This window comes from Bradyrhizobium sp. SYSU BS000235 (assembly GCF_049747295.1).
Taxonomy (GTDB): domain Bacteria; phylum Pseudomonadota; class Alphaproteobacteria; order Rhizobiales; family Xanthobacteraceae; genus Afipia.
Genome location: NZ_JBMHJM010000001.1, coordinates 957,627 through 976,471, shown reverse-complemented (window position 1 = coordinate 976,471; position 18,845 = coordinate 957,627). Strand labels below are relative to the sequence as shown.

The following is an 18,845-nucleotide window of genomic DNA, read 5'->3' as shown; positions in this document are numbered from 1 at the left end:
CTGGGCGTATTTTTGCGCTGGCCGCCCGGACACTGGGGTAACATGAAACTGCGCGACCTTTTCAGCGGGGATGCCGTGGTTGACGCGCGACACAACGATGTCGCGGTCAGCGGGATCGCCGTTGACAGCCGTGCGGTGAAACCCGGCGACGTTTTCTTTGCGCTGGCCGGCGTCAAAACGGACGGCGCGCGGTTCATTGATCAGGCAATTGCCTCGGGCGCGGCAGTTGTCGTGAGCGATCATCGCCCCGTGGATGATGAGCGGGTGCCGTTCATTGCCGTGTCCAATCCGCGTCGCGCGCTGGCGCTGGCCGCTGCCAGATTTTATCCGCGCCAGCCGCAGACGATTGCCGCAGTGACGGGCACCAGCGGCAAGACATCCGTCGCTGCATTCACGCGCCAGATCTGGCTGCGTCTCGGCTATGCTTCGGCCAGCATCGGCACCATCGGCCTGGTGTCGCCGAAGCGCACTGTTTATGGCTCGCTGACGACACCCGATCCGGTTGCGCTGCATCGTTCGCTTGACGAACTGGCCGGCGAAGGCGTCACCCATCTGGCGCTTGAGGCATCGTCTCACGGGCTCGACCAGCATCGGCTCGACGGCGTGCGCATCAACGCGGGTGCTTTCACGAACCTGTCGCGTGATCACATGGATTATCATCCGACGGTGCAGCACTATCTCGCGGCGAAGCTGCGGCTGTTCACGGATTTGATCGTTGATGGTGGCGCAGCGGTGATTGCGGCTGATCATGACCATTCGCAGGCCGTCCAGGAGGCTGCGCGCGCGCGCAAACTGCGTATGATCAATGTTGGCCGGAGAGGCGACGGCATCCGTCTGATCGATGCAGCGATCGATGGCTTTGCACAGAAGCTGACAATCGAGCATGACGGGCGGAGACGGGCCCTGCGCCTGCCGCTGGTCGGTGAATTTCAGATCGAAAATTCTCTCGTGGCTGCCGGTCTCGCGCTCGCAACCGGCGGAGACGCCGATGCGGTGTTTGCTGCCATTGAACATCTTGAAGGCGCGCCGGGCCGGCTCGAACTGGTCGGCGAACGTAATGGCGCCCCCGTTTTTGTCGATTATGCGCACAAGCCGGACGCGCTGGCCAAAGCCCTCGAAGCCTTGCGCCCTTACGCCAGCCATCGGCTCGTCGTTGTGTTCGGGGCGGGCGGCGATCGTGATATTGGCAAGCGGCCGCTCATGGGAGCGATTGCTGCGGAAAACGCCGACGCTGTGATCGTCACCGACGACAACCCGCGTTCGGAAAATCCTGCATCGATCCGCGCTGCGATCATGGCGGCCGCAAGAGGCGCAAGGGAGATTGGCGATCGTACCGAGGCCATCCGCACGGCGATTGCAGGTCTTCAGAAAGGCGATGCTCTTCTCATCGCGGGCAAAGGGCACGAGACGGGCCAGATCGTCGGAGATAAAGTGTTGCCATTCAGTGATCATGAAGCCGCAGCGGCGGCTCTGGCGGAGCATGCCGCATGACGAACCAAGCGCTCTGGACAAGTTCCGCGATGGCAGGCGCGATGCGTGCCGCCCGCTGCGGCGGGCTGCCGGATTCGATCTCGGGTATTTCCATCGACAGCCGCACCGTGAAGCCGGGCGAGGCTTACTTCGCGATCAAGGGCGACGTGCACGACGGGCATGATTTTGTCGAAGTGGCTTTGAAAAACGGTGCAGGCCTGGCCGTCATTGCGGAAACGCATCGCGCGAAATTTGCCGACGGCTTACCGCTGCTGGTGGTGCCGGATGTGTTGGCTGGTCTCGTTGATCTCGCGCATGCAGCCCGTACGCGGCTCGGTGCCAAGATCATCGCGGTGACAGGCTCGGTCGGCAAGACGTCAACCAAGGAAGCGTTGCGCACGGTGTTCAGTGCGCAGGGCGAAACCCACGCCTCGGTCGCCTCGTTCAACAATCATTGGGGTGTGCCGCTGTCGCTGGCGCGGTGTCCGTCATCGGTCAAATTCGCGATCTTCGAGATCGGTATGAACCATGCAGGCGAAATCGAGCCCTTGGTGAAGATGGTGCGGCCACATGTTGCCATCATCACCACGGTCGAACCTGTCCATCTGGAATTCTTTTCCGGCATCGAGGCCATCGCGGATGCCAAGGCCGAAATTCTTTCCGGCATTGAGCCGGGTGGCGCTGCGGTCCTCAATATGGACAACTCGCAATTCGCCCGCCTGAAACAACACGCCGAAAAAGCGGGCATCGCGCGCATCATCTCATTCGGGGCTGATAAAAAGGCGGATGCCCGGCTCATCGATGTGGCGCTGCATCCCACATGCTCCGCGGTCCATGCCGAGATTCTGAAGCAGGACGTGACGTACAAGATCGGCGTGCCGGGCCGGCACATGGCGATGAATTCGCTCGCTGTGCTTGCGGCAGCCTCGCTCGCAGGAGCCGACCTCGCGCTATCCGCCATCGCGTTGTCCAACATGACGCCGGCAGCCGGACGTGGTGTGCGCGATGTGCTCGAGTTCGCAGATGGCACGGCCACCCTGATCGATGAAAGCTACAATGCCAATCCGGCCTCGATGGCGGCAGCCATTACCGTGCTTGGACAAGCCGAGGTCGGTTCGCGCGGCCGGCGCATTGCTGTGCTCGGCGACATGCTCGAATTAGGGCCAACCGGCCCGGATCTGCATCGCGCTCTCGCCGCGCCGATCACGGCCAACAATATCGATGCGGTGTTTTGTTGCGGTCCGTTGATGCGCCATCTCTGGGAGGCTCTTCCTTCCGGCAAGAAGGGCGGGTATGCCGAGCACTCGGCCGCGCTTGAAGCTCAGGTCGTGGCAGCGATTGGCGTGGGCGACGCCATTATGGTCAAAGGGTCACTTGGTTCGCGTATGAAGCAAATTGTGACAGCGCTGCAAAAGCGTTTCCCAGGAAAGGCCGCCCTTGACGACGCAATCGTCTAGGGTCGTGCCAAAAAGGCGGTTTTGAATGTTTTATTGGCTGACCGAATTGTCCGGCATGATCCCGGGCATCAACGTTTTCCGCTACATCACTTTCCGGACAGGCGGAGCGATGGTGACGGGCGCGCTGTTCGTTTTCCTGTTCGGTCCCTGGATCATCGATCATCTGCGACTTGCCCAAGGTAAGGGACAGCCGATCCGCGCGGATGGTCCGCCGACCCACCTGACCACCAAGAAGGGCACGCCGACCATGGGCGGCCTGATGATCCTGTCGGGTCTTCTGGTGTCGACGTTGCTGTGGGCCAATCTGCGCAACCCTTATGTATGGGTCGTGCTGCTGGTCACGCTCGGCTTCGGCTTTGTCGGGTTCTACGACGACTACCTGAAAGTGTCGAAGCAGACGCACCATGGTTTTTCCGGGCGCACGCGGCTGGCGTGTGAAGCCGTGATCGCGCTGATCGCCTGCTATTTTATTGTCTGGTTCGGCCGTGACCCGTCAGTGACGGCCTTGTCGATTCCCTTCATCAAGGAATTCACCGTCAACTTCGGCTGGTTCTACCTTTTCTTGGGCATGTTCATCATCGTTGGCGCGGGCAACGCTGTGAATTTGACCGATGGTCTGGACGGTCTTGCCATCGTGCCCGTCATGATCGCGGCCGCGAGCTTCGGCATGATCGGCTATCTGGTCGGCAATGCCGTGTTCGCCGAGTATTTGCAAATTCGTTACGTCGCCGGCACCGGCGAACTTGCGGTTCTTTGCGGCGCGGTTCTCGGCGCCGGGCTTGGCTTTCTGTGGTTCAATGCGCCACCCGCGTCGATCTTCATGGGCGACACCGGTTCGCTGGCGCTGGGCGGCATGCTCGGCACCATCGCGGTTGCGACCAAGCATGAGATCGTGCTCGCGGTGATCGGCGGTTTGTTCGTGGTCGAGGCGCTGTCCGTGATCGTTCAGGTCGCGTCGTTCAAATTGACCGGCAAGCGCTTCTTCCGGATGGCCCCCATCCATCATCACTATGAACAGAAGGGCTGGACCGAGCCGCAGATCGTGATCCGGTTCTGGATCATTTCGGTGATGCTGGCGCTGGCCGGGCTGTCGACCCTCAAGCTGCGGTGAGATCGTGATCCCCGTTACATCTTTTGCCGGCAAGACGGTTGCTGTTTTCGGTCTCGGCGGATCGGGCCTCGCCAGCTGCCATGCGCTCAAAGCCGGCGGTGCCGAAGTTATCGCCAGCGACGACAGCTCCGCAAAACTCGCGGAAGCCGCCAAGGCCGGCTTCATCACCGCCGATCTGCGCAAAGTGTCGTGGGAGAATTTTGCCGCACTGATTCTGACGCCAGGCGTGCCGCTCACTCATCCGGAGCCGCACTGGACAGTGCTGGCCGCGCAAGCCGCTGGCATCGAGGTCATCGGCGATATCGAACTGTTCTGCCGCGAACGCAGGCGCCACGTGCCGACATCGCCCTTTGTTGCCATCACCGGCACCAACGGCAAATCGACCACGACCGCGCTGGTCGCGCACCTGATGCGTGAGGCGGGTTACGACGTGCAGATGGGCGGCAACATCGGCACCGCGATCCTGTCGCTGGAGCCGCCGCGCATGGGCCGCGTCCATGTGATCGAGATGTCGTCGTATCAGATCGATCTGACGCCATCGCTCGATCCGAGTGTCGGCATTCTCCTCAACGTGACGGAAGATCATATCGATCGTCACGGCACGCTCGAACACTATGCCGACGTCAAGGAGCGGCTGGTGGTTGCCGTACAGCGCGATGGAACTGCGATTGTCGGCGTCGATGACAACTGGAGCGCGGCAATCGCCGATCATGTCGAGCAGGCTGGCAAGCACATTGTCCGCGTCTCGGTGAAGCGCCCATTGGCCGACGGCGTCTACCTCGACAAGGATACGATTGTCCGTGCAGCCGGCGGTGCGCGTACTGAACTGGTGAAGATCGACAACATCGGATCGCTGCGCGGTCTCCATAACGCGCAGAATGCAGCCTGTTCCGCATGTGCTGCGCTCGCGCTGGGCGTCAGCGGTGATGTGTTGCAAAAAGGGCTGCGGAGTTTTCCGGGCCTCGCTCATCGTATGGAACAGATCGGTCGCAAGGGCCCCGTGTTGTTCATCAACGACTCGAAGGGCACCAACGCCGACGCGGCAGAGAAAGCGCTGTCGTCGTTCAACAACATTTTCTGGATCGCCGGTGGCAAGCCGAAGACCGGCGGCATCGAATCCCTGCGCGCGCTCTTCCCGCGAATTCGGAAGGCCTATCTGATCGGGGAGGCTGCGGAAGATTTTGCCGCGACGCTGGGCAGTGTTCCGCACGAAATCAGCAAAACCCTGGAAGAGGCGGTGCCGCACGCGGCTCGGGACGCGGAGGCTTCGGGGCTGGACGATGCTGTCGTGCTGTTGTCGCCCGCTTGCGCATCGTTCGATCAGTTCCCGAATTTCGAAAAGCGCGGCGAGCGCTTCCGTGATCTCGTCAAGGCTCTCGCTGGAGTCCTCCCGGTCAAGGCTTCGTAGGTTTTAGCTTTGCCGCCGGTGACCCCGGCGGGGTTAAGAGTATCGAAACCATATTCGGGGCAAGACTAGAGATCAGATTGAGGATGAGACGTTGGGGATGTCTCGTCCGAGGAGCAGCGGCCCATGATCTCCCGAGAACAACGTACGCCGCTGAGCGAATGGTGGTGGACGGTCGACCGCCTGTTGCTTGCGGCTATTCTGACCCTGATGCTGGCTGGGGTGATCTTATCGCTTGCCGCCAGTCCACCGGTTGCTGCGCGCATCGGTCTTGATCCGTTCCATTTCTTCAATCGCCATGTGATCTTCCTGATCCCGTCGTTCATCGTGCTGATCGCGGTGTCGTTCCTGTCGCCGCGTCAGGTGCGCCGTTCTGCGTTGATCGTGTTTGCGGCCAGCATCGTGCTGATCGTTGCAACGCTGCTGCTCGGACCGGAGGTGAAGGGCGCAAAGCGCTGGATCACCATTCTCGGGGTCAACATTCAGGCGTCTGAGATTGCCAAGCCCTCGTTCGTGATCTTGGTGGCATGGCTCTTCGCCGAATCCGCACGGCGGCCGGAAATGCCTGCGACCTCGATGGCTCTGGCGTTGCTGCTGATGCTTGTCACATTGTTTGTGGCGGAACCCGACTTCGGCCAGACCATGCTGATCTCCATGGTGTGGGGCACGCTGTTCTTCATCGCCGGAATGAGGATGATCTGGGTCTTCGGCCTCATGGGCGTGTCGGCAGCCGGACTCTTCACCGCTTACCTGTTCGTGCCGCACGTCGCCGGCCGCATCAAGCGCTTCATGGATCCGGCCTCAGGCGACACGTTCCAGGTCGACATGGCGATGGAATCGTTCACCCACGGCGGCTGGTTTGGCCTCGGGCCGGGCGAGGGGACCGTGAAACGCATTCTCCCCGACAGTCACACGGACTTTGTATTCGCCGTCGCGGCCGAGGAGTTCGGGATCATCCTGTGTCTCGTATTGCTCGCCTTGTTCGCTTTCATCGTGATCCGCTCGTTGTCACGGGCTTATGCCAGCGAGGACCTGTTTGCACGCTTTGCGGCATCCGGCCTCGCGATCATGTTCGGCATCCAGGCCTCGATCAACATGGCGGTGAACCTTCATTTGATGCCGGCGAAGGGAATGACGCTTCCGTTCATCTCCTACGGCGGCTCTTCGATGGTGTCGCTGGCCTATGGTGTCGGCATGCTGCTGGCGTTGACACGCCAGCGTCCTCGGGTCGAAATGGAATCGATCAACGCTGCAAACGCGGCGCACGGTTTCGCCTAGTGGAGTGGATTTGACATTCGCTCCCTACCTTGCAGCGAATCCATCAAGCGAATGTCAAATCCAAAACTCCACTAAAAATCAAAATGCTAGTGTGGCTTTGTCTCGCGATTGCCGATAAGAGCTAGCCGCAAGAGATTTCGGCAATCGCGAGACGCCACACTAGGGAGCATCTTAGCCAATGTCCGACAGCCCGCTCATCATGCTGGCGGCGGGGGGAACGGGAGGACACCTGTTTCCGGCCGAGGCTCTGGGCGTCGCGCTGATGAAGCGCGGCATGCGGGTGCGGCTGGTGACCGATTCCCGTGCAGTCCGTTACAGCGGGCTGTTCTCCAAGGACATGGTTGATGTCGTGCCGAGCGAGACGGTCCGCGGCCGCACGCCGTGGGCCCTGGCGCGCACCGGCACCATGTTGGCGGCCGGGGGTGCAAAGGCGCTTGCCGTGCTGCTGAAGCAAAAGCCAAAAGCCATGGTGGGCTTCGGCGGCTATCCGACGTTGCCGCCGCTGATCGCAGCGAAGCTGCTCGGAATCCCGACGCTCATTCATGAAGCTAACGCGGTGATGGGGCGAGCCAACAAGCTGCTCTCCAGCCGCGTGACTGCGATCGCGACATCGCTCCCCGGCGTGCTCGACCACGATCCCGCGCTGGCGCAGAAAGCCACGGTCACCGGCATGCCGATGCGCCCTGGAGTCCTCGCGGCGGCGGCAGTGCCGTTCAATTCGCCCGATGCGAGTGGGGCGTTGCGGGTGCTGATTGTGGGCGGCAGCCAGGGCGCGCGGGTGATGTCGGACATTGTGCCGCCTGCCATTGAACGGCTCGAGCCTGCGTTGTGGCACCGGCTCAATCTTGTCCAGCAGGTCCGCGAGGAGGATATGGCGCGGGTGCGCGCCGTGTACGACCGGCTCAAGATCAATGCGGAGCTTGCGCCCTTCTTCAGCGATCTTCCGGCGAGGCTGGCAGCAAGCCATCTCGTGGTGTCGCGCTCCGGTGCAGGTACTGTCGCGGAGCTCGGCGCCATCGGCCGCCCCTCGATCCTGGTGCCGTTGCCAGGCGCGCTCGATCAGGACCAGTTTGCGAACGCGGGCGTGCTTGAGCGCGCAAATGGCGCGATCCGCATTGCACAGCCTGACTTCACGCCCGACCGTCTGGCGGCGGAGATTTCAACTCTCGCAGCCGAACCGGCGCGGCTGACGGCGATGGCCATTGGCGCCAAGTCGGTTGGCCGGCTGGATGCTGCCGAACGGTTGGCCGATCTGGTGACAACGGTCGCGAAGATCTAGCGTTTGCAACTTTGTCATCCTGATCTTCAGCACCGTGGTGCCGCGCAGATGCCGCAATTTTCCGCCGACTGAAGCGTTTTTCGGCCTTCCGTCTGCGATCCAGCCCAAGATCGCATTGATATCATTGTAAGATTTTTCCCTCGTGGCCGGGCTTGTCCCGGCCGCGCGCGTCTTGCAAAAGTGGGGCAGATTCGAAAATGCCCGGGAGATCATCCGGGTTACCCAGCGAGACCCTTTGATATGAGATTGCCGCGCGAAATCGGTCCTATCCACTTTGTCGGAATCGGCGGCATTGGCATGAGTGGCATTGCCGAGGTGCTGTGTAACCTCGGCTACACCGTGCAGGGTTCCGATGCGTCGGAAAACGCCAACGTGGTGCGGCTTCGCGAGAAGGGCATCAAGATCAGCGTCGGGCACAAAGCAGAGAACGTTGCCGGTGTTGATGTGCTGGTGGTGTCGACCGCGATCAAGCGCGACAACCCGGAACTGATCGCGGCGCGTGGGCTTCGCATTCCTGTCGTGCGCCGCGCAGAGATGCTGGCCGAATTGATGCGGCTGAAAAGCTGCATCGCTATTGCGGGCACCCATGGCAAGACCACGACGACATCGATGGTGGCCACCTTGCTCGACGCAGGCAATCTCGATCCGACGGTGATCAATGGCGGTATCATCAACGCCTATGGCACCAATGCGCGCCTCGGCGCGGGCGAGTGGATGGTGGTGGAAGCCGACGAGAGCGACGGCACGTTCCTCAAACTTCCGACCGATGTGGCGATCGTCACCAATGTCGACCCCGAGCATCTGGATCACTTCAAGACCTTTGATGCCGTCCAGGATGCGTTTCGCTATTTCGTCGAGAACGTGCCGTTCTACGGCTTTGCCGTGATGTGCATCGATCATCCGGTCGTTCAGGCGCTGGTCGGCAAAATCGAAGACCGCCGGATCATCACCTATGGTGAAAATCCGCAGGCCGATGCCCGGCTGGTGGAACTCGAGCCATTCAGTGGCGGATCGAAGTTCAAGGTGGAATTCCGCAACCGGATCACCGATGCGACCCATTGGATCTCGGATCTGGTTCTGCCGATGCCGGGGCGTCACAACGCTCTCAATGCGACCGCAGCCATTGCGGTGGCGCATGAGATCGGAATTTCGGACGACGCCATCCGCAAGGCGATTGCAGGCTTTGGCGGCGTGAAGCGTCGCTTTACGCGAACCGGCGAGTGGAACGGCGTCACGGTAATCGACGACTACGGCCACCATCCGGTGGAGATTGCAGCCGTGCTCAAGGCCGCGCGCGACTCCACAAAAGGCAAGGTGATTGCGGTGGTACAGCCGCATCGCTACACGCGCTTGCAGTCGCTGTTCGAAGAATTCTGCACCTGCTTCAACGATGCCGACACCGTCATCGTCGCGGATGTCTATGCGGCCGGCGAGGCGCCGATCCCCGGCATCGATCGGGATTCCTTCGTGCTTGGTTTGCGTGCGCACGGGCACCGCGAGGTGATCCCGTTGCCGGAGGCGTCAAAGCTTGCTCCGCTGATACGGGACGTTGCGAAGCCTGATGACTTCGTGGTGTGTCTCGGGGCCGGCAATATCACGCAGTGGGCCTATGCGCTGCCGGGCGAGTTGAAGGCGCTGGGCTAGCCGATGGCGACATGTCTTGCGCTCCGTCATGTGGCCTTTGAAGATGCTGGTCTGCTTGGCGATGTTCTGGCCGCGCGTGGTATCGGTCTCTCTTATGTCGAGGCGGGGCTCGGTTCGCTCGACAAGACGGCGTTGATGCAAGCCGATCTCCTGGTGGTGCTTGGCGGGCCGATCGGCGTTTATGAGACCGATGAATATCCGTTTCTGCTGGACGAGATTGCGGCGTTGCGGGCGCGGCTCGATGCGCGCCGCCCGACGCTTGGAATATGCCTGGGCGCGCAATTGATTGCAGCAGCACTTAGCGCGCGTGTCGCGCCTGGTCCGGCAAAAGAGATCGGTTATGCACCGATCGATCTGACGGAAGCAGGGAAAGGTTCAGTCCTCGCACCGTTCGAGGGCGTGGACGTACTGCATTGGCATGGCGACAACCTCGACCTGCCATCTGGCGCGGAGCGGCTTGCCTCGACAAAATTTTGCCCCACGCAGGCGTTCACCATCGGCACGCACGTCCTTGGCCTGCAATTTCACATCGAGACGAAGCCGCAAATGCTTGAAAGCTGGCTCATCGGGCATGCACTTGAACTGTCAAAGACGGGAATATCGCCATCCTCCTTGCGTGCGCAGGCGGCGAAATCCGGAGAAGCCACCGCTGCAGCGGGGCGTCGTGTTTTGGAATCCTGGCTTGCGGGTGTGATGTCATGAGTTTTCCGGATCTTTTGCCGACATTGAAGTCCGCTACACCCGGCCTGCGCGGACGCCTGCTGGCAAATGAATCGCTTGCGCCTTTGACATGGTTTCGCGTAGGCGGCCCGGCGCAGGTTCTCTTCACGCCGGCGGACGAAGATGATCTGGCCTACTTCCTGTCACGGCTACCTGACGACATCCCAGTCTATACCGTGGGTGTGGGCTCGAACCTTATCGTGCGGGACGGCGGCATTGCGGGTGTAGTGATCCGCCTGTCGCCGCGGGGCTTCGGAGAAATCAAAGCCGAGAGCGATACTGTGCGGGCCGGCACGGCCGCGCTCGACAAGCGCGTCGCTGAAGCGGCCGCTGCTGCGAACATCGGCGGGCTCGAATTCTACTTCGGCATTCCGGGATCAATCGGCGGTGCGTTGCGGATGAATGCCGGCGCCAATGGCGGTGAAACGAAGGACGTGCTGGTTGAAGCGCGCGGTGTGACCCGAACGGGCGAGAAAGTCTCGTTCTCGAATGCCGATATGAAATTCGTTTATCGCAACTCAGGCGTCGATACCTCGATCATCTTCACGTCTGCGCTTTACCGTGGGCGGGTCACCGATGCGGAGGCGATCCGCGTCCGGATGAATGAAGTTCAAAATCACAGAGAGACTGCGCAACCCATTCGCGAAAAGACCGGTGGTTCGACGTTCAAGAATCCGCCCGGCCACAGCGCGTGGAAATTGATCGATGCCGCCGGCATGCGCGGCTTTCGTGTCGGTGGTGCGCAGGTCTCGGAAATGCACTGCAATTTCCTGATCAACACCGGCGCTGCGAGCGGACGCGATATCGAAACGCTTGGCGAGACCGTACGCGAACGTGTGAAGGCGCACTCGGGCGTCGAACTGCAATGGGAAATCAAGCGGATCGGAAATGAAGCTTAATTTCCGTTCCGCGGTGTGACCGTCTCGGGCAGGGACTCGATGTGAGCGATCGGGGCAGGCGAAAGTTTGAACGCGCCGTAGAATGGGTATTCCTGCAGCGCGACGATGCCGAGGGCGACGACGGCTGCGCTTGAGAATAAAACGAGCGCAGCTGAGAACGCGCGGATGCGATCGAGATGAACCAATCCGATTGCAACTTGCGTGAACAAGCCCAGGATAATCACCATCAGCCATTTCAGATCGTTGGTGTGATCCGCTGCGATCGAGAGTCGGTCATTGCGGACTGTCCCGAGCCGGACTGTTGCGCTGAGAAGTGCCGTATGCACAGCGTTGCTGGCACTCCTCGCAATCGATGGATTGCTCACCTCACGCAGCAGATCGTCGTAGGCCGCATCGGTGCGCGGTGAGGGGCGATCGTAGGCCATGGCCGGCCACTCATCGGACACGACAGCTTCGGCATAAGATTTCAGCGCGGTCCGAATTGTCCGCATATCAGACACGGAGGCAACGCTGAGCGTGTAGATATTGCGCAATTCGGCGGCTTCGGCATGAACGGCGCGCAGGGCCTGGCGATTGCGGTCGCCGATATCAGAAGCGAGAAAGCCCACCAACAGTGCAAACAACAATGCGACCGCCCCGAAGAATGGCGCCACGACGCCGCTCAGATGCTGGACTCGATTCGCAAATGGCCTGCGGAAAGCGACAATCACGAGCAGCAGCGTCATGCCGAAATACAGAGCGATTAAAGTCGCAAAGATTCCGACGGGTGGCAGCTCAAGCCAGGTTCTGATCATGAAAGGGGCCGTGGTTTCGAGTGTGTCACTATTCCGAACGACAATAGCTGACTCGCCGTGACTTGGTCAGGCGACTTGGTCATAGGCTCAAATCAGCGTAGGTAAGGGTGACTAAGGAGTTATCATGAAACGATTTCAACACATTGCGGTGCTGATGGGCGGATGGTCGTCGGAGCGAGAGGTCTCGCTGCGCTCGGGCAAGGCGTGCGCGGATGCACTGGAGCGCAAGGGATACCGGGTGACGCGCATCGACGTGAAGCGCGACATCGCCACCGTGCTCGACGCGTTGAAACCGGATGCCGCCCTTGTGATGTTGCACGGCCGGCCGGGTGAGGACGGCACCATACAGGGTGTGCTCGAGACCCTTGGCATTCCTTACTCTCACTCGGGCGTGTTGGCGTCATCGCTGGCGATGCAGAAGGACCTCGCGAAGACGGTGATGGCCACCGCCGGCGTCCCGGTTGCGGAAGGCCTGACGCTGTCGCGCGCCGAGATCGCCAAAGGTCATGTCATGGCCCCCCCATATGTCATCAAACCCGTGGCAGACGGCTCCAGTGTCGGTGTTTTCATCGTCACGGAAGACCACGCGCACCCCCCACAGGAGCTCTTCCGGGATGACTGGCCCCACGGTGAACAACTGCTGGTGGAAAAATATGTGGCCGGAAAGGAACTGACCTGCGCGGTCATCAATGGGGAACCGACCGGCGTTATCGAAATCGTACCATTAATCAAATTTTACGATTACGAGGCAAAGTATTCTCCCGGCGCATCAAATCACATCCTGCCTGCACCAATTTTACCTTTTGTTTACCAGGAAGTCCGAAGGTTAACGCTAGCTGCGCATGTGGCGCTTGGCTGCCGGGGTGTGAGTCGTACGGACTTCCGTTACGACGACCGCATCGAGGGGACGGGGGGATTAATCTGCCTCGAGGTCAACACCCAACCTGGCATGACCGAGACGTCGCTTGTTCCGGAACTAGCCGCGCACGCGGGCGTAACATTTGACGAGTTGGTGCAATGGATGGTGGAGGACGCCTCTCTCAGTCGGTAGGACGAACGAGGCCCCAATCTGCTCCGAGTAAAAAAGTTGCTGCGGCAGCATCGCGCTTTCGCGCGCGCACGGCCTCGTCTGCCCATCGTCCTGCCTTTCACGATGAAAACCCCACCATCGCCAAGCTTGAGCGCTGGATGCCGCGCGGCATCGGGGTTGTCGCCATGGTTTTGCTGCTGTCCGGCACGGCTGCACTTGGCATCATCAGGGGAGGCCATGGCGATAATTTCAGCGACGCGCTGAGCGACACCCGCAATGCCGCCGCCAACGCCGTCGGCTTCAGAATCACCAGCGTTGCGATCACTGGGCGCAAGCAATTGACCCAGGACGAAGTCCTTGCGGTCGGCGGCATCAATGGTCGTTCTTCGCTGCTGTTCCTCGATGCCGCTGCTGCCCGCGACAAGCTGAAGGCTGATCCCTGGATCAGCGATGCCACCGTCCAGAAGCTTTATCCCGGCCGGCTGCAGATCGATATCACGGAACGCACGCCCTATGCCCTCTGGCAGGAGAACGGCCGAGTGTCCGTGATCGCCGAGGACGGCACTGTGCTGGAGCCTTATGTCGCGCGCCGTTTTGTGTCGCTGCCATTGGTGGTCGGCAAGGGGGCGGAATCCCGCGCCAAGGATTTTCTCAACCTGCTGGGCCAGTATCCGCAGGTGCGTTCGGCGGTGAAGGCCATCGTGTTCGTCGGAGAGCGGCGCTGGAATCTGCGCCTCGCCGATGGCGTTGATGTGCGCTTGCCGGAACACGATGTTCAGAAAGCACTGGCGATGCTGACGAAGCTCGACCAGGAAGATCGGCTGTTCTCCCGGGATATAACTGCAATCGACATGCGCTTGCCGGATCGTTTGACGGTTCGCCTGTCGGAAGACGCCGCGAAGGCGCGTGAGGAACTGTTCAAGGACAAATCGAAATCAAAAAGAAAGGCTGGTGACGCATGACCAGTCTCGATGGCGTCCAGACTCCGAAGACCCGCCAGATGCCGCCGAACAAGACGGCCCTGGTGGCCGCGCTTGATATCGGCACGAGCAAGATCGCCTGCGTGATTGCACGGCTGAAGCCCTGTCCCCCGAGCGATGCCCTGCGCGGGCGTACCCACGCGGTCGAGTTGATCGGCCTGAGCCACATCCAGTCGCGCGGCGTCAAGGCCGGCGCGGTGGTCGATCTGGCCGAATGCGAGCAGGCCGTACGGCAGGCCGTCGCCCTGGCCGAGCGTACCGCCAAGGTCCGCGTGGAATCCGTACTGCTGTCGGTGTCTGCCGGTCGGCTGCAGGGCAATCTCGTTGAAGCGTCAGCGGAATTGCGCAACGGCGCTGTCACAACGGCTGACATGAGCCGCGTAGTGAGCGCCGGCATGCATCATGCGACGCCAAAGGGACGTACCGTGCTGCATGCCCTGCCGGTCGGGTTCTCGCTCGATGGCGTCAAGGGCGTTCGGGATCCGAGCGGCATGGTCGCCCGGCATTTCGGCATCGACATGAATGTCGTCACGGCAGAAGCAACGGCAGCAAAAAACCTGATGCTGGTGGTCGAGCGCTGCCACCTCAATGTCGAGGCCATGGCTGCCGGTCCCTATCTGGCCGGGCTTTCGGTGCTCACCGACGATGAGACCGACTTGGGCGCGGCGGTGGTCGAAATGGGCGCGGGTACGACAACAATCGCGACCTATTCGGGCGGACAGTTCGTCCATGCCAGTGGATTTGCGCTCGGCGGGCAACACGTCACCATGGATCTCGCACGAGGACTGGGGGCATGCATTGCGGATGCCGAGCGAATCAAGACGTTATATGGCACGGTGCTGACAGGCGGATCGGATGCCCGCGATGTAATGAGTGTGCCTTCGGCGGGTGATGACGACCGCGATGTGCCGCAGATGGTGTCACGCGCCACGATCGCGAACATCATACGGCAGCGTGTCGAGGAGATTTTTGAGATGGTCAGGGATCGGCTCGCGGAATCCCCCTTTGCGGCAGAGCCGCGGGCGCGAGTTGTCTTGAGTGGTGGTGCTTCGCAGCTCAACGGCGTGCCGGAGCTTGCGAGCCGCATCCTCGGCCGACCGGTTCGGGTCGGGCGTCCGCTGGGTTTCGGCCGTTTGCCGGCTGAAGCAAAAGGCGCGTCGTTCGCGGTGCCCACAGGACTGCTGCTCTACCCGCAATTCGCTCATCTCGAACACGTTGAACCGCGGCATACGCGGCAAGTCATGACAGGGACTGACGGATATTTCGGAAAGGTCGGACGATGGCTTCGAGACGGCTTCTGATGATCGCACCCCGGATCGAACCATTTCATCAACTGCTTTGGCGTGTAGCCCAAGCCCCCACGCGCGCGTAATCGAGAGGCAACCATGACCATCAATCTCAACGTACCCGATATTCGCGAGCTGAAGCCGCGTATCACCGTTTTCGGTGTCGGCGGCGCGGGCGGCAACGCCGTCAACAACATGATCACCGCCGGCCTTCAGGGGGTGGACTTCGTCGTCGCCAATACCGACGCGCAGGCCCTGACCATGTCGAAGGCCGAACGCATCGTGCAGATGGGCACGCAGGTCACTCAGGGCCTTGGCGCCGGATCGCAGCCGGATGTGGGCGCCGCTGCCGCGCAGGAGGTCATCGATGAGATCAAGGATCACCTCTCGGGCGCCAACATGGTGTTCGTCACTGCAGGCATGGGGGGCGGCACCGGCACGGGCGCTGCGCCGGTCATCGCCGCGACCGCACGCGACATGGGCATCCTGACCGTCGGCGTTGTCACCAAGCCGTTCCACTTTGAAGGTCAGCGCCGCATGCGCACCGCTGAATCCGGCATCGCCGAGCTTCAGAAGGTGGTCGACACCCTGCTGATCATCCCGAATCAGAACCTGTTCCGCGTCGCCAACGAAAAGACCACTTTCGCCGACGCATTCGCGATGGCTGACCAGGTGCTCTATTCGGGCGTCGCCTGCATCACCGACCTGATGGTCAAGGAAGGCCTCATCAACCTCGACTTCGCCGACGTTCGCGCCGTGATGAAGGAGATGGGCAAGGCGATGATGGGCACCGGCGAGTCCACGGGCGAGAAGCGGGCACTGACCGCTGCCGAAGCCGCGATCGCCAATCCGCTGATCGACGATTCGTCCATGAAGGGCGCGCGCGGCCTGTTGATTTCGATCACCGGCGGCAAGGACCTGACCCTGTTCGAGGTCGACGAAGCCGCAACCCGTATTCGGGAAGAAGTCGACAGCGACGCCAACATTATTGTCGGCGCAACTTTCGATGAGACCCTCGACGGCATTATCCGCGTCTCTGTGGTTGCCACCGGCATTGACGCCGTCGCCGCAGTGCGCGCCACGCCGGCGCCAGTGACGGTCACGCCGTCAGCAGCTCCGGAAAGCCGTTTGGCTGAATTGACCGCTCGCCTGCGTGCGGACAATCAGCGTATGGCCGAGCGGGCGGCCGCAACCCAGCAGAAGCCCCAGGCCCAGGCCGTGCAAGCACCCGTTGCAGCTCCCGCTGCACCGCCACGCGCCGACCAAATCGACCGCGCAGCGCTGGCAGCCATCGCCGAAGCGGTATCGCCTGCGGAACGCCAGGCTCAACCGCAAATGCAACCTGCCGCCTATGGCGACGTGAGCGTGCGTCCGATCCCACCGCGGCCTTCGATGTTCCCGGAACAGGAACAGCAGATGCAACACCATGAGCCAGCCCCTCCGGCAGCCTTTATTCCGCAGCCCGCTGAGCGCATGCCGCTCCGTGCCCCGCGGATGCCGCAGTTCGAGGAACTGCCGGTGCCGGCGCAGAACGAAATCCGCAAGGCCCGTGGCGAGACGGCTGAGGAACAGCCGCATCCGCAGAAGACCCGGACGTCGCTGTTGCAGCGCTTGGCCAATGTCGGCCTCGGCCGCCGCGACGAGGACAGCGAGCCACCGATCGCGGCCCGCAGCGCCGGCCCTGCCATGCCGCAGATGCCGCCGCTTCCAGAGCGCAAGCAGCAACGGCCGATTCCCCAGCAATATGGTGGCGATCCGGTGTCTGAATATGCCCGTCGTCCGGCGCCCGCGCCGCAGGGACTCGATTCGCACGGCCGTCCGGCCCCGGTCGCTCCTCAGGGGGGTGAGGATCACCTGGATATCCCCGCCTTTTTGCGGCGGCAGGCGAACTAAACGTGTGTAACAATCCGTGAGGATGACAATGCCCCGGCCATTTGGCCGGGGCATTTTGTTTGGCGATCCGAACGACGGTTGGTTTCAATTAACTTTTTGAATTTATTTGTAGAATTTAGGATTTGGTTGCCTTGTTAAGAGCTCTGGCGGCTATCAGGTTGGCCCAACAGGCGGCGTGAATGCGGCAAGTTTGGGGTAACAATCTGTAAACAAGCGTGAATTGGCGCTCTTGGGGGCAATGGCTAAGGTCTTCGCATCATGGGGATGATCTGAAGCCGAGTACCGGTTAACGGCACAAGCGACCTTCAGATGATTAATATTATCGGGCACGCGGGAATGAAATCCAGTCGGCAAACGACGCTCCGGTCGCACGTAACTGTGACGGGCGTTGGCGTTCACTCCGGATCGGAGGTCACCCTGACCCTCGGTCCATCCGAGATCAACTCCGGTTTCGTCTTTATCCGGACGGGTCTCGATGGTGGCGACCGGGAAGTCAAAGCGACCGCGAGCTCTGTGATCGCCACGGAATTTGCCACTGTGTTGGGCGACCGGTCCGGCGCTCTGGTTTCCACTGCTGAGCATGTTCTCGCTGCGCTGCGCGGCATGGGTGTTGATAACGCCGCCATCGAAATCGATGGGCCTGAAGTTCCGATCATGGACGGCAGTGCGGCTCCCTTCGTGGCAGCCATTGATCGCGCCGGAATTGTCCAACAGAACGCGCCACGCCGCTTCATTGAAGTCCTCAAGCCCATCAAGGTTGTGCAAGGCGAGTCGATCGGCGAACTCCGTCCCTATGCCCGTGGTTTTCGGGCCGAGCTTGAAATCAATTTCGCCAATTCGCTGATCGGGCATCAGGTTTATGCCTTCGATCTCGATGCGGACAGCTTCCGCCGGGATATTTCCCGGGCCCGTACATTCGGTTGCATGGCCGACGTCGCCAAGCTGTGGAGCACGGGCTATGCGCTCGGCGCATCTTTCGACAACTGCGTGGTGTTCGATGACACGCGGGTCCTGAACACCGAAGGCCTGCGCTACGCCGACGAATGCGTGCGCCATAAGGTTCTCGACGTGGTGGGCGACCTCGCGCTGGCGGGCCTGCCGCTCATCGGTCTCTATCGCTCGGTGCGTGGCGGCCATAAGCTCAACCACGCCGTGCTCACCGCCCTGATGGCCGATCGTCATGCATGGCGGGTGGTCGAGGCGACTGAGGTCGTCGCTGAGCGTGCCGTCGCTGCACGGCGTTCGCGTGGCCATGCCGACGTCGTTGGTGGAATGGTTGCTGCCGCGGCCTTTGCGCCGGACGTATCCTAGTGTGGTGGTTCAGAAGTTCGCTTCATTTTCTCGGCACGTTCTTCAAGCGAACTTCTGAACCTAAACCACACTAGAATCATAGATTTGCTAGTGTCCTTTCGAATCCGAAGTTCGCTACGAGGTGTGCAGCATAACGAGGCGAACTTCGGATTCGGGACACTAGGCGTTTTGGCTCTTTAAATCAGAGGCATCCGCCGAATCCGGCTGGCGGAGGCCCGCTTAACCAAGTTCGTGACCGCAGGCAGAACGCCGCCTTAATCCGGGCGAATTGTCCACCTATCCGGTTGG

At 61.3% G+C, this 18,845-nt stretch carries 15 protein-coding genes; 14 read left to right on the top strand and 1 reads right to left on the bottom strand.

Going from position 1 to position 18,845, the window contains the following annotated elements; translation table 11 throughout:
• The first annotated feature begins 42 nt into the window (after window positions 1-42).
• From ACP0KA_RS04500 to murB, 9 genes are all read left to right on the top strand, one after another.
• Window positions 43-1,491 (top strand): UDP-N-acetylmuramoyl-L-alanyl-D-glutamate--2,6-diaminopimelate ligase, encoded by a 1,449-nt coding sequence (locus ACP0KA_RS04500; protein ID WP_424627642.1) that lies wholly within the window; start codon window positions 43-45, stop codon window positions 1,489-1,491.
• Entirely contained in the window at window positions 1,488-2,927 is a 1,440-nt protein-coding gene (locus ACP0KA_RS04495) for a UDP-N-acetylmuramoylalanyl-D-glutamyl-2,6-diaminopimelate--D-alanyl-D-alanine ligase (protein ID WP_424627641.1), read from the top strand. The genes ACP0KA_RS04500 and ACP0KA_RS04495 overlap by 4 nt, the downstream gene beginning before the upstream one ends.
• 25 nt (window positions 2,928-2,952) lie before the next feature.
• Complete coding sequence (mraY, locus tag ACP0KA_RS04490) at window positions 2,953-4,038, top strand: phospho-N-acetylmuramoyl-pentapeptide-transferase (RefSeq protein ID WP_424627640.1); 1,086 nt, start codon at window positions 2,953-2,955, stop codon at window positions 4,036-4,038.
• A gap of 4 nt (window positions 4,039-4,042) precedes the next feature.
• Window positions 4,043-5,446: a UDP-N-acetylmuramoyl-L-alanine--D-glutamate ligase gene (gene murD / locus ACP0KA_RS04485; protein ID WP_424627639.1), complete on the top strand. Its 1,404-nt coding sequence runs from the start codon at window positions 4,043-4,045 to the stop codon at window positions 5,444-5,446.
• A 123-nt stretch (window positions 5,447-5,569) separates the two neighbouring features.
• Window positions 5,570-6,721 (top strand): putative lipid II flippase FtsW, encoded by a 1,152-nt coding sequence (gene ftsW, locus ACP0KA_RS04480; protein ID WP_424627638.1) that lies wholly within the window; start codon window positions 5,570-5,572, stop codon window positions 6,719-6,721.
• Between the two features lie 178 nt (window positions 6,722-6,899).
• Entirely contained in the window at window positions 6,900-8,000 is a 1,101-nt protein-coding gene (murG, locus tag ACP0KA_RS04475; protein ID WP_424627637.1) for an undecaprenyldiphospho-muramoylpentapeptide beta-N-acetylglucosaminyltransferase, read from the top strand.
• A gap of 240 nt (window positions 8,001-8,240) precedes the next feature.
• Window positions 8,241-9,644, top strand: coding sequence for a UDP-N-acetylmuramate--L-alanine ligase (gene murC, locus ACP0KA_RS04470; RefSeq protein WP_424627636.1), 1,404 nt, complete (start codon window positions 8,241-8,243; stop codon window positions 9,642-9,644).
• Window positions 9,645-9,647: 3 nt separating this feature from the next.
• Entirely contained in the window at window positions 9,648-10,346 is a 699-nt protein-coding gene (locus tag ACP0KA_RS04465; protein ID WP_424627635.1) for a glutamine amidotransferase, read from the top strand.
• Window positions 10,343-11,263 (top strand): UDP-N-acetylmuramate dehydrogenase, encoded by a 921-nt coding sequence (murB, locus tag ACP0KA_RS04460; RefSeq protein ID WP_424627634.1) that lies wholly within the window; start codon window positions 10,343-10,345, stop codon window positions 11,261-11,263. The genes ACP0KA_RS04465 and murB overlap by 4 nt, the downstream gene beginning before the upstream one ends.
• Here the strand turns inward: murB and ACP0KA_RS04455 are convergent.
• Window positions 11,260-12,057 (bottom strand): DUF4239 domain-containing protein, encoded by a 798-nt coding sequence (locus tag ACP0KA_RS04455; protein ID WP_424627633.1) that lies wholly within the window; start codon window positions 12,055-12,057, stop codon window positions 11,260-11,262. The two genes, murB and ACP0KA_RS04455, sit on opposite strands and share 4 nt — an antisense overlap.
• A gap of 124 nt (window positions 12,058-12,181) precedes the next feature.
• Here ACP0KA_RS04455 and ACP0KA_RS04450 point away from each other — a divergent pair, with 124 nt between their 5' ends.
• The 5 genes from ACP0KA_RS04450 (at window position 12,182) to lpxC (ending at window position 18,557) form a co-directional block, all read left to right on the top strand.
• Entirely contained in the window at window positions 12,182-13,108 is a 927-nt protein-coding gene (locus ACP0KA_RS04450) for a D-alanine--D-alanine ligase (protein WP_424627632.1), read from the top strand.
• Window positions 13,075-14,049, top strand: a complete 975-nt coding sequence (locus ACP0KA_RS04445) for a cell division protein FtsQ/DivIB (protein ID WP_424627631.1) — start codon at window positions 13,075-13,077, stop codon at window positions 14,047-14,049. Before ACP0KA_RS04450 ends, ACP0KA_RS04445 begins: the two co-directional genes overlap by 34 nt.
• A complete protein-coding gene (gene ftsA, locus ACP0KA_RS04440; RefSeq protein WP_424627630.1) occupies window positions 14,046-15,368 on the top strand; it encodes a cell division protein FtsA in 1,323 nt (440 codons plus the stop codon). The genes ACP0KA_RS04445 and ftsA overlap by 4 nt, the downstream gene beginning before the upstream one ends.
• A gap of 84 nt (window positions 15,369-15,452) precedes the next feature.
• Window positions 15,453-17,246 carry a cell division protein FtsZ gene (ftsZ, locus tag ACP0KA_RS04435; protein ID WP_424627629.1) on the top strand — a complete coding sequence of 598 codons (1,794 nt, stop codon included), beginning with the start codon at window positions 15,453-15,455 and terminating at the stop codon, window positions 17,244-17,246.
• Window positions 17,247-17,582: 336 nt separating this feature from the next.
• Window positions 17,583-18,557 carry a UDP-3-O-acyl-N-acetylglucosamine deacetylase gene (lpxC, locus tag ACP0KA_RS04430; RefSeq protein ID WP_424627628.1) on the top strand — a complete coding sequence of 325 codons (975 nt, stop codon included), beginning with the start codon at window positions 17,583-17,585 and terminating at the stop codon, window positions 18,555-18,557.
• The last annotated feature ends 288 nt before the right edge of the window (window positions 18,558-18,845 follow it).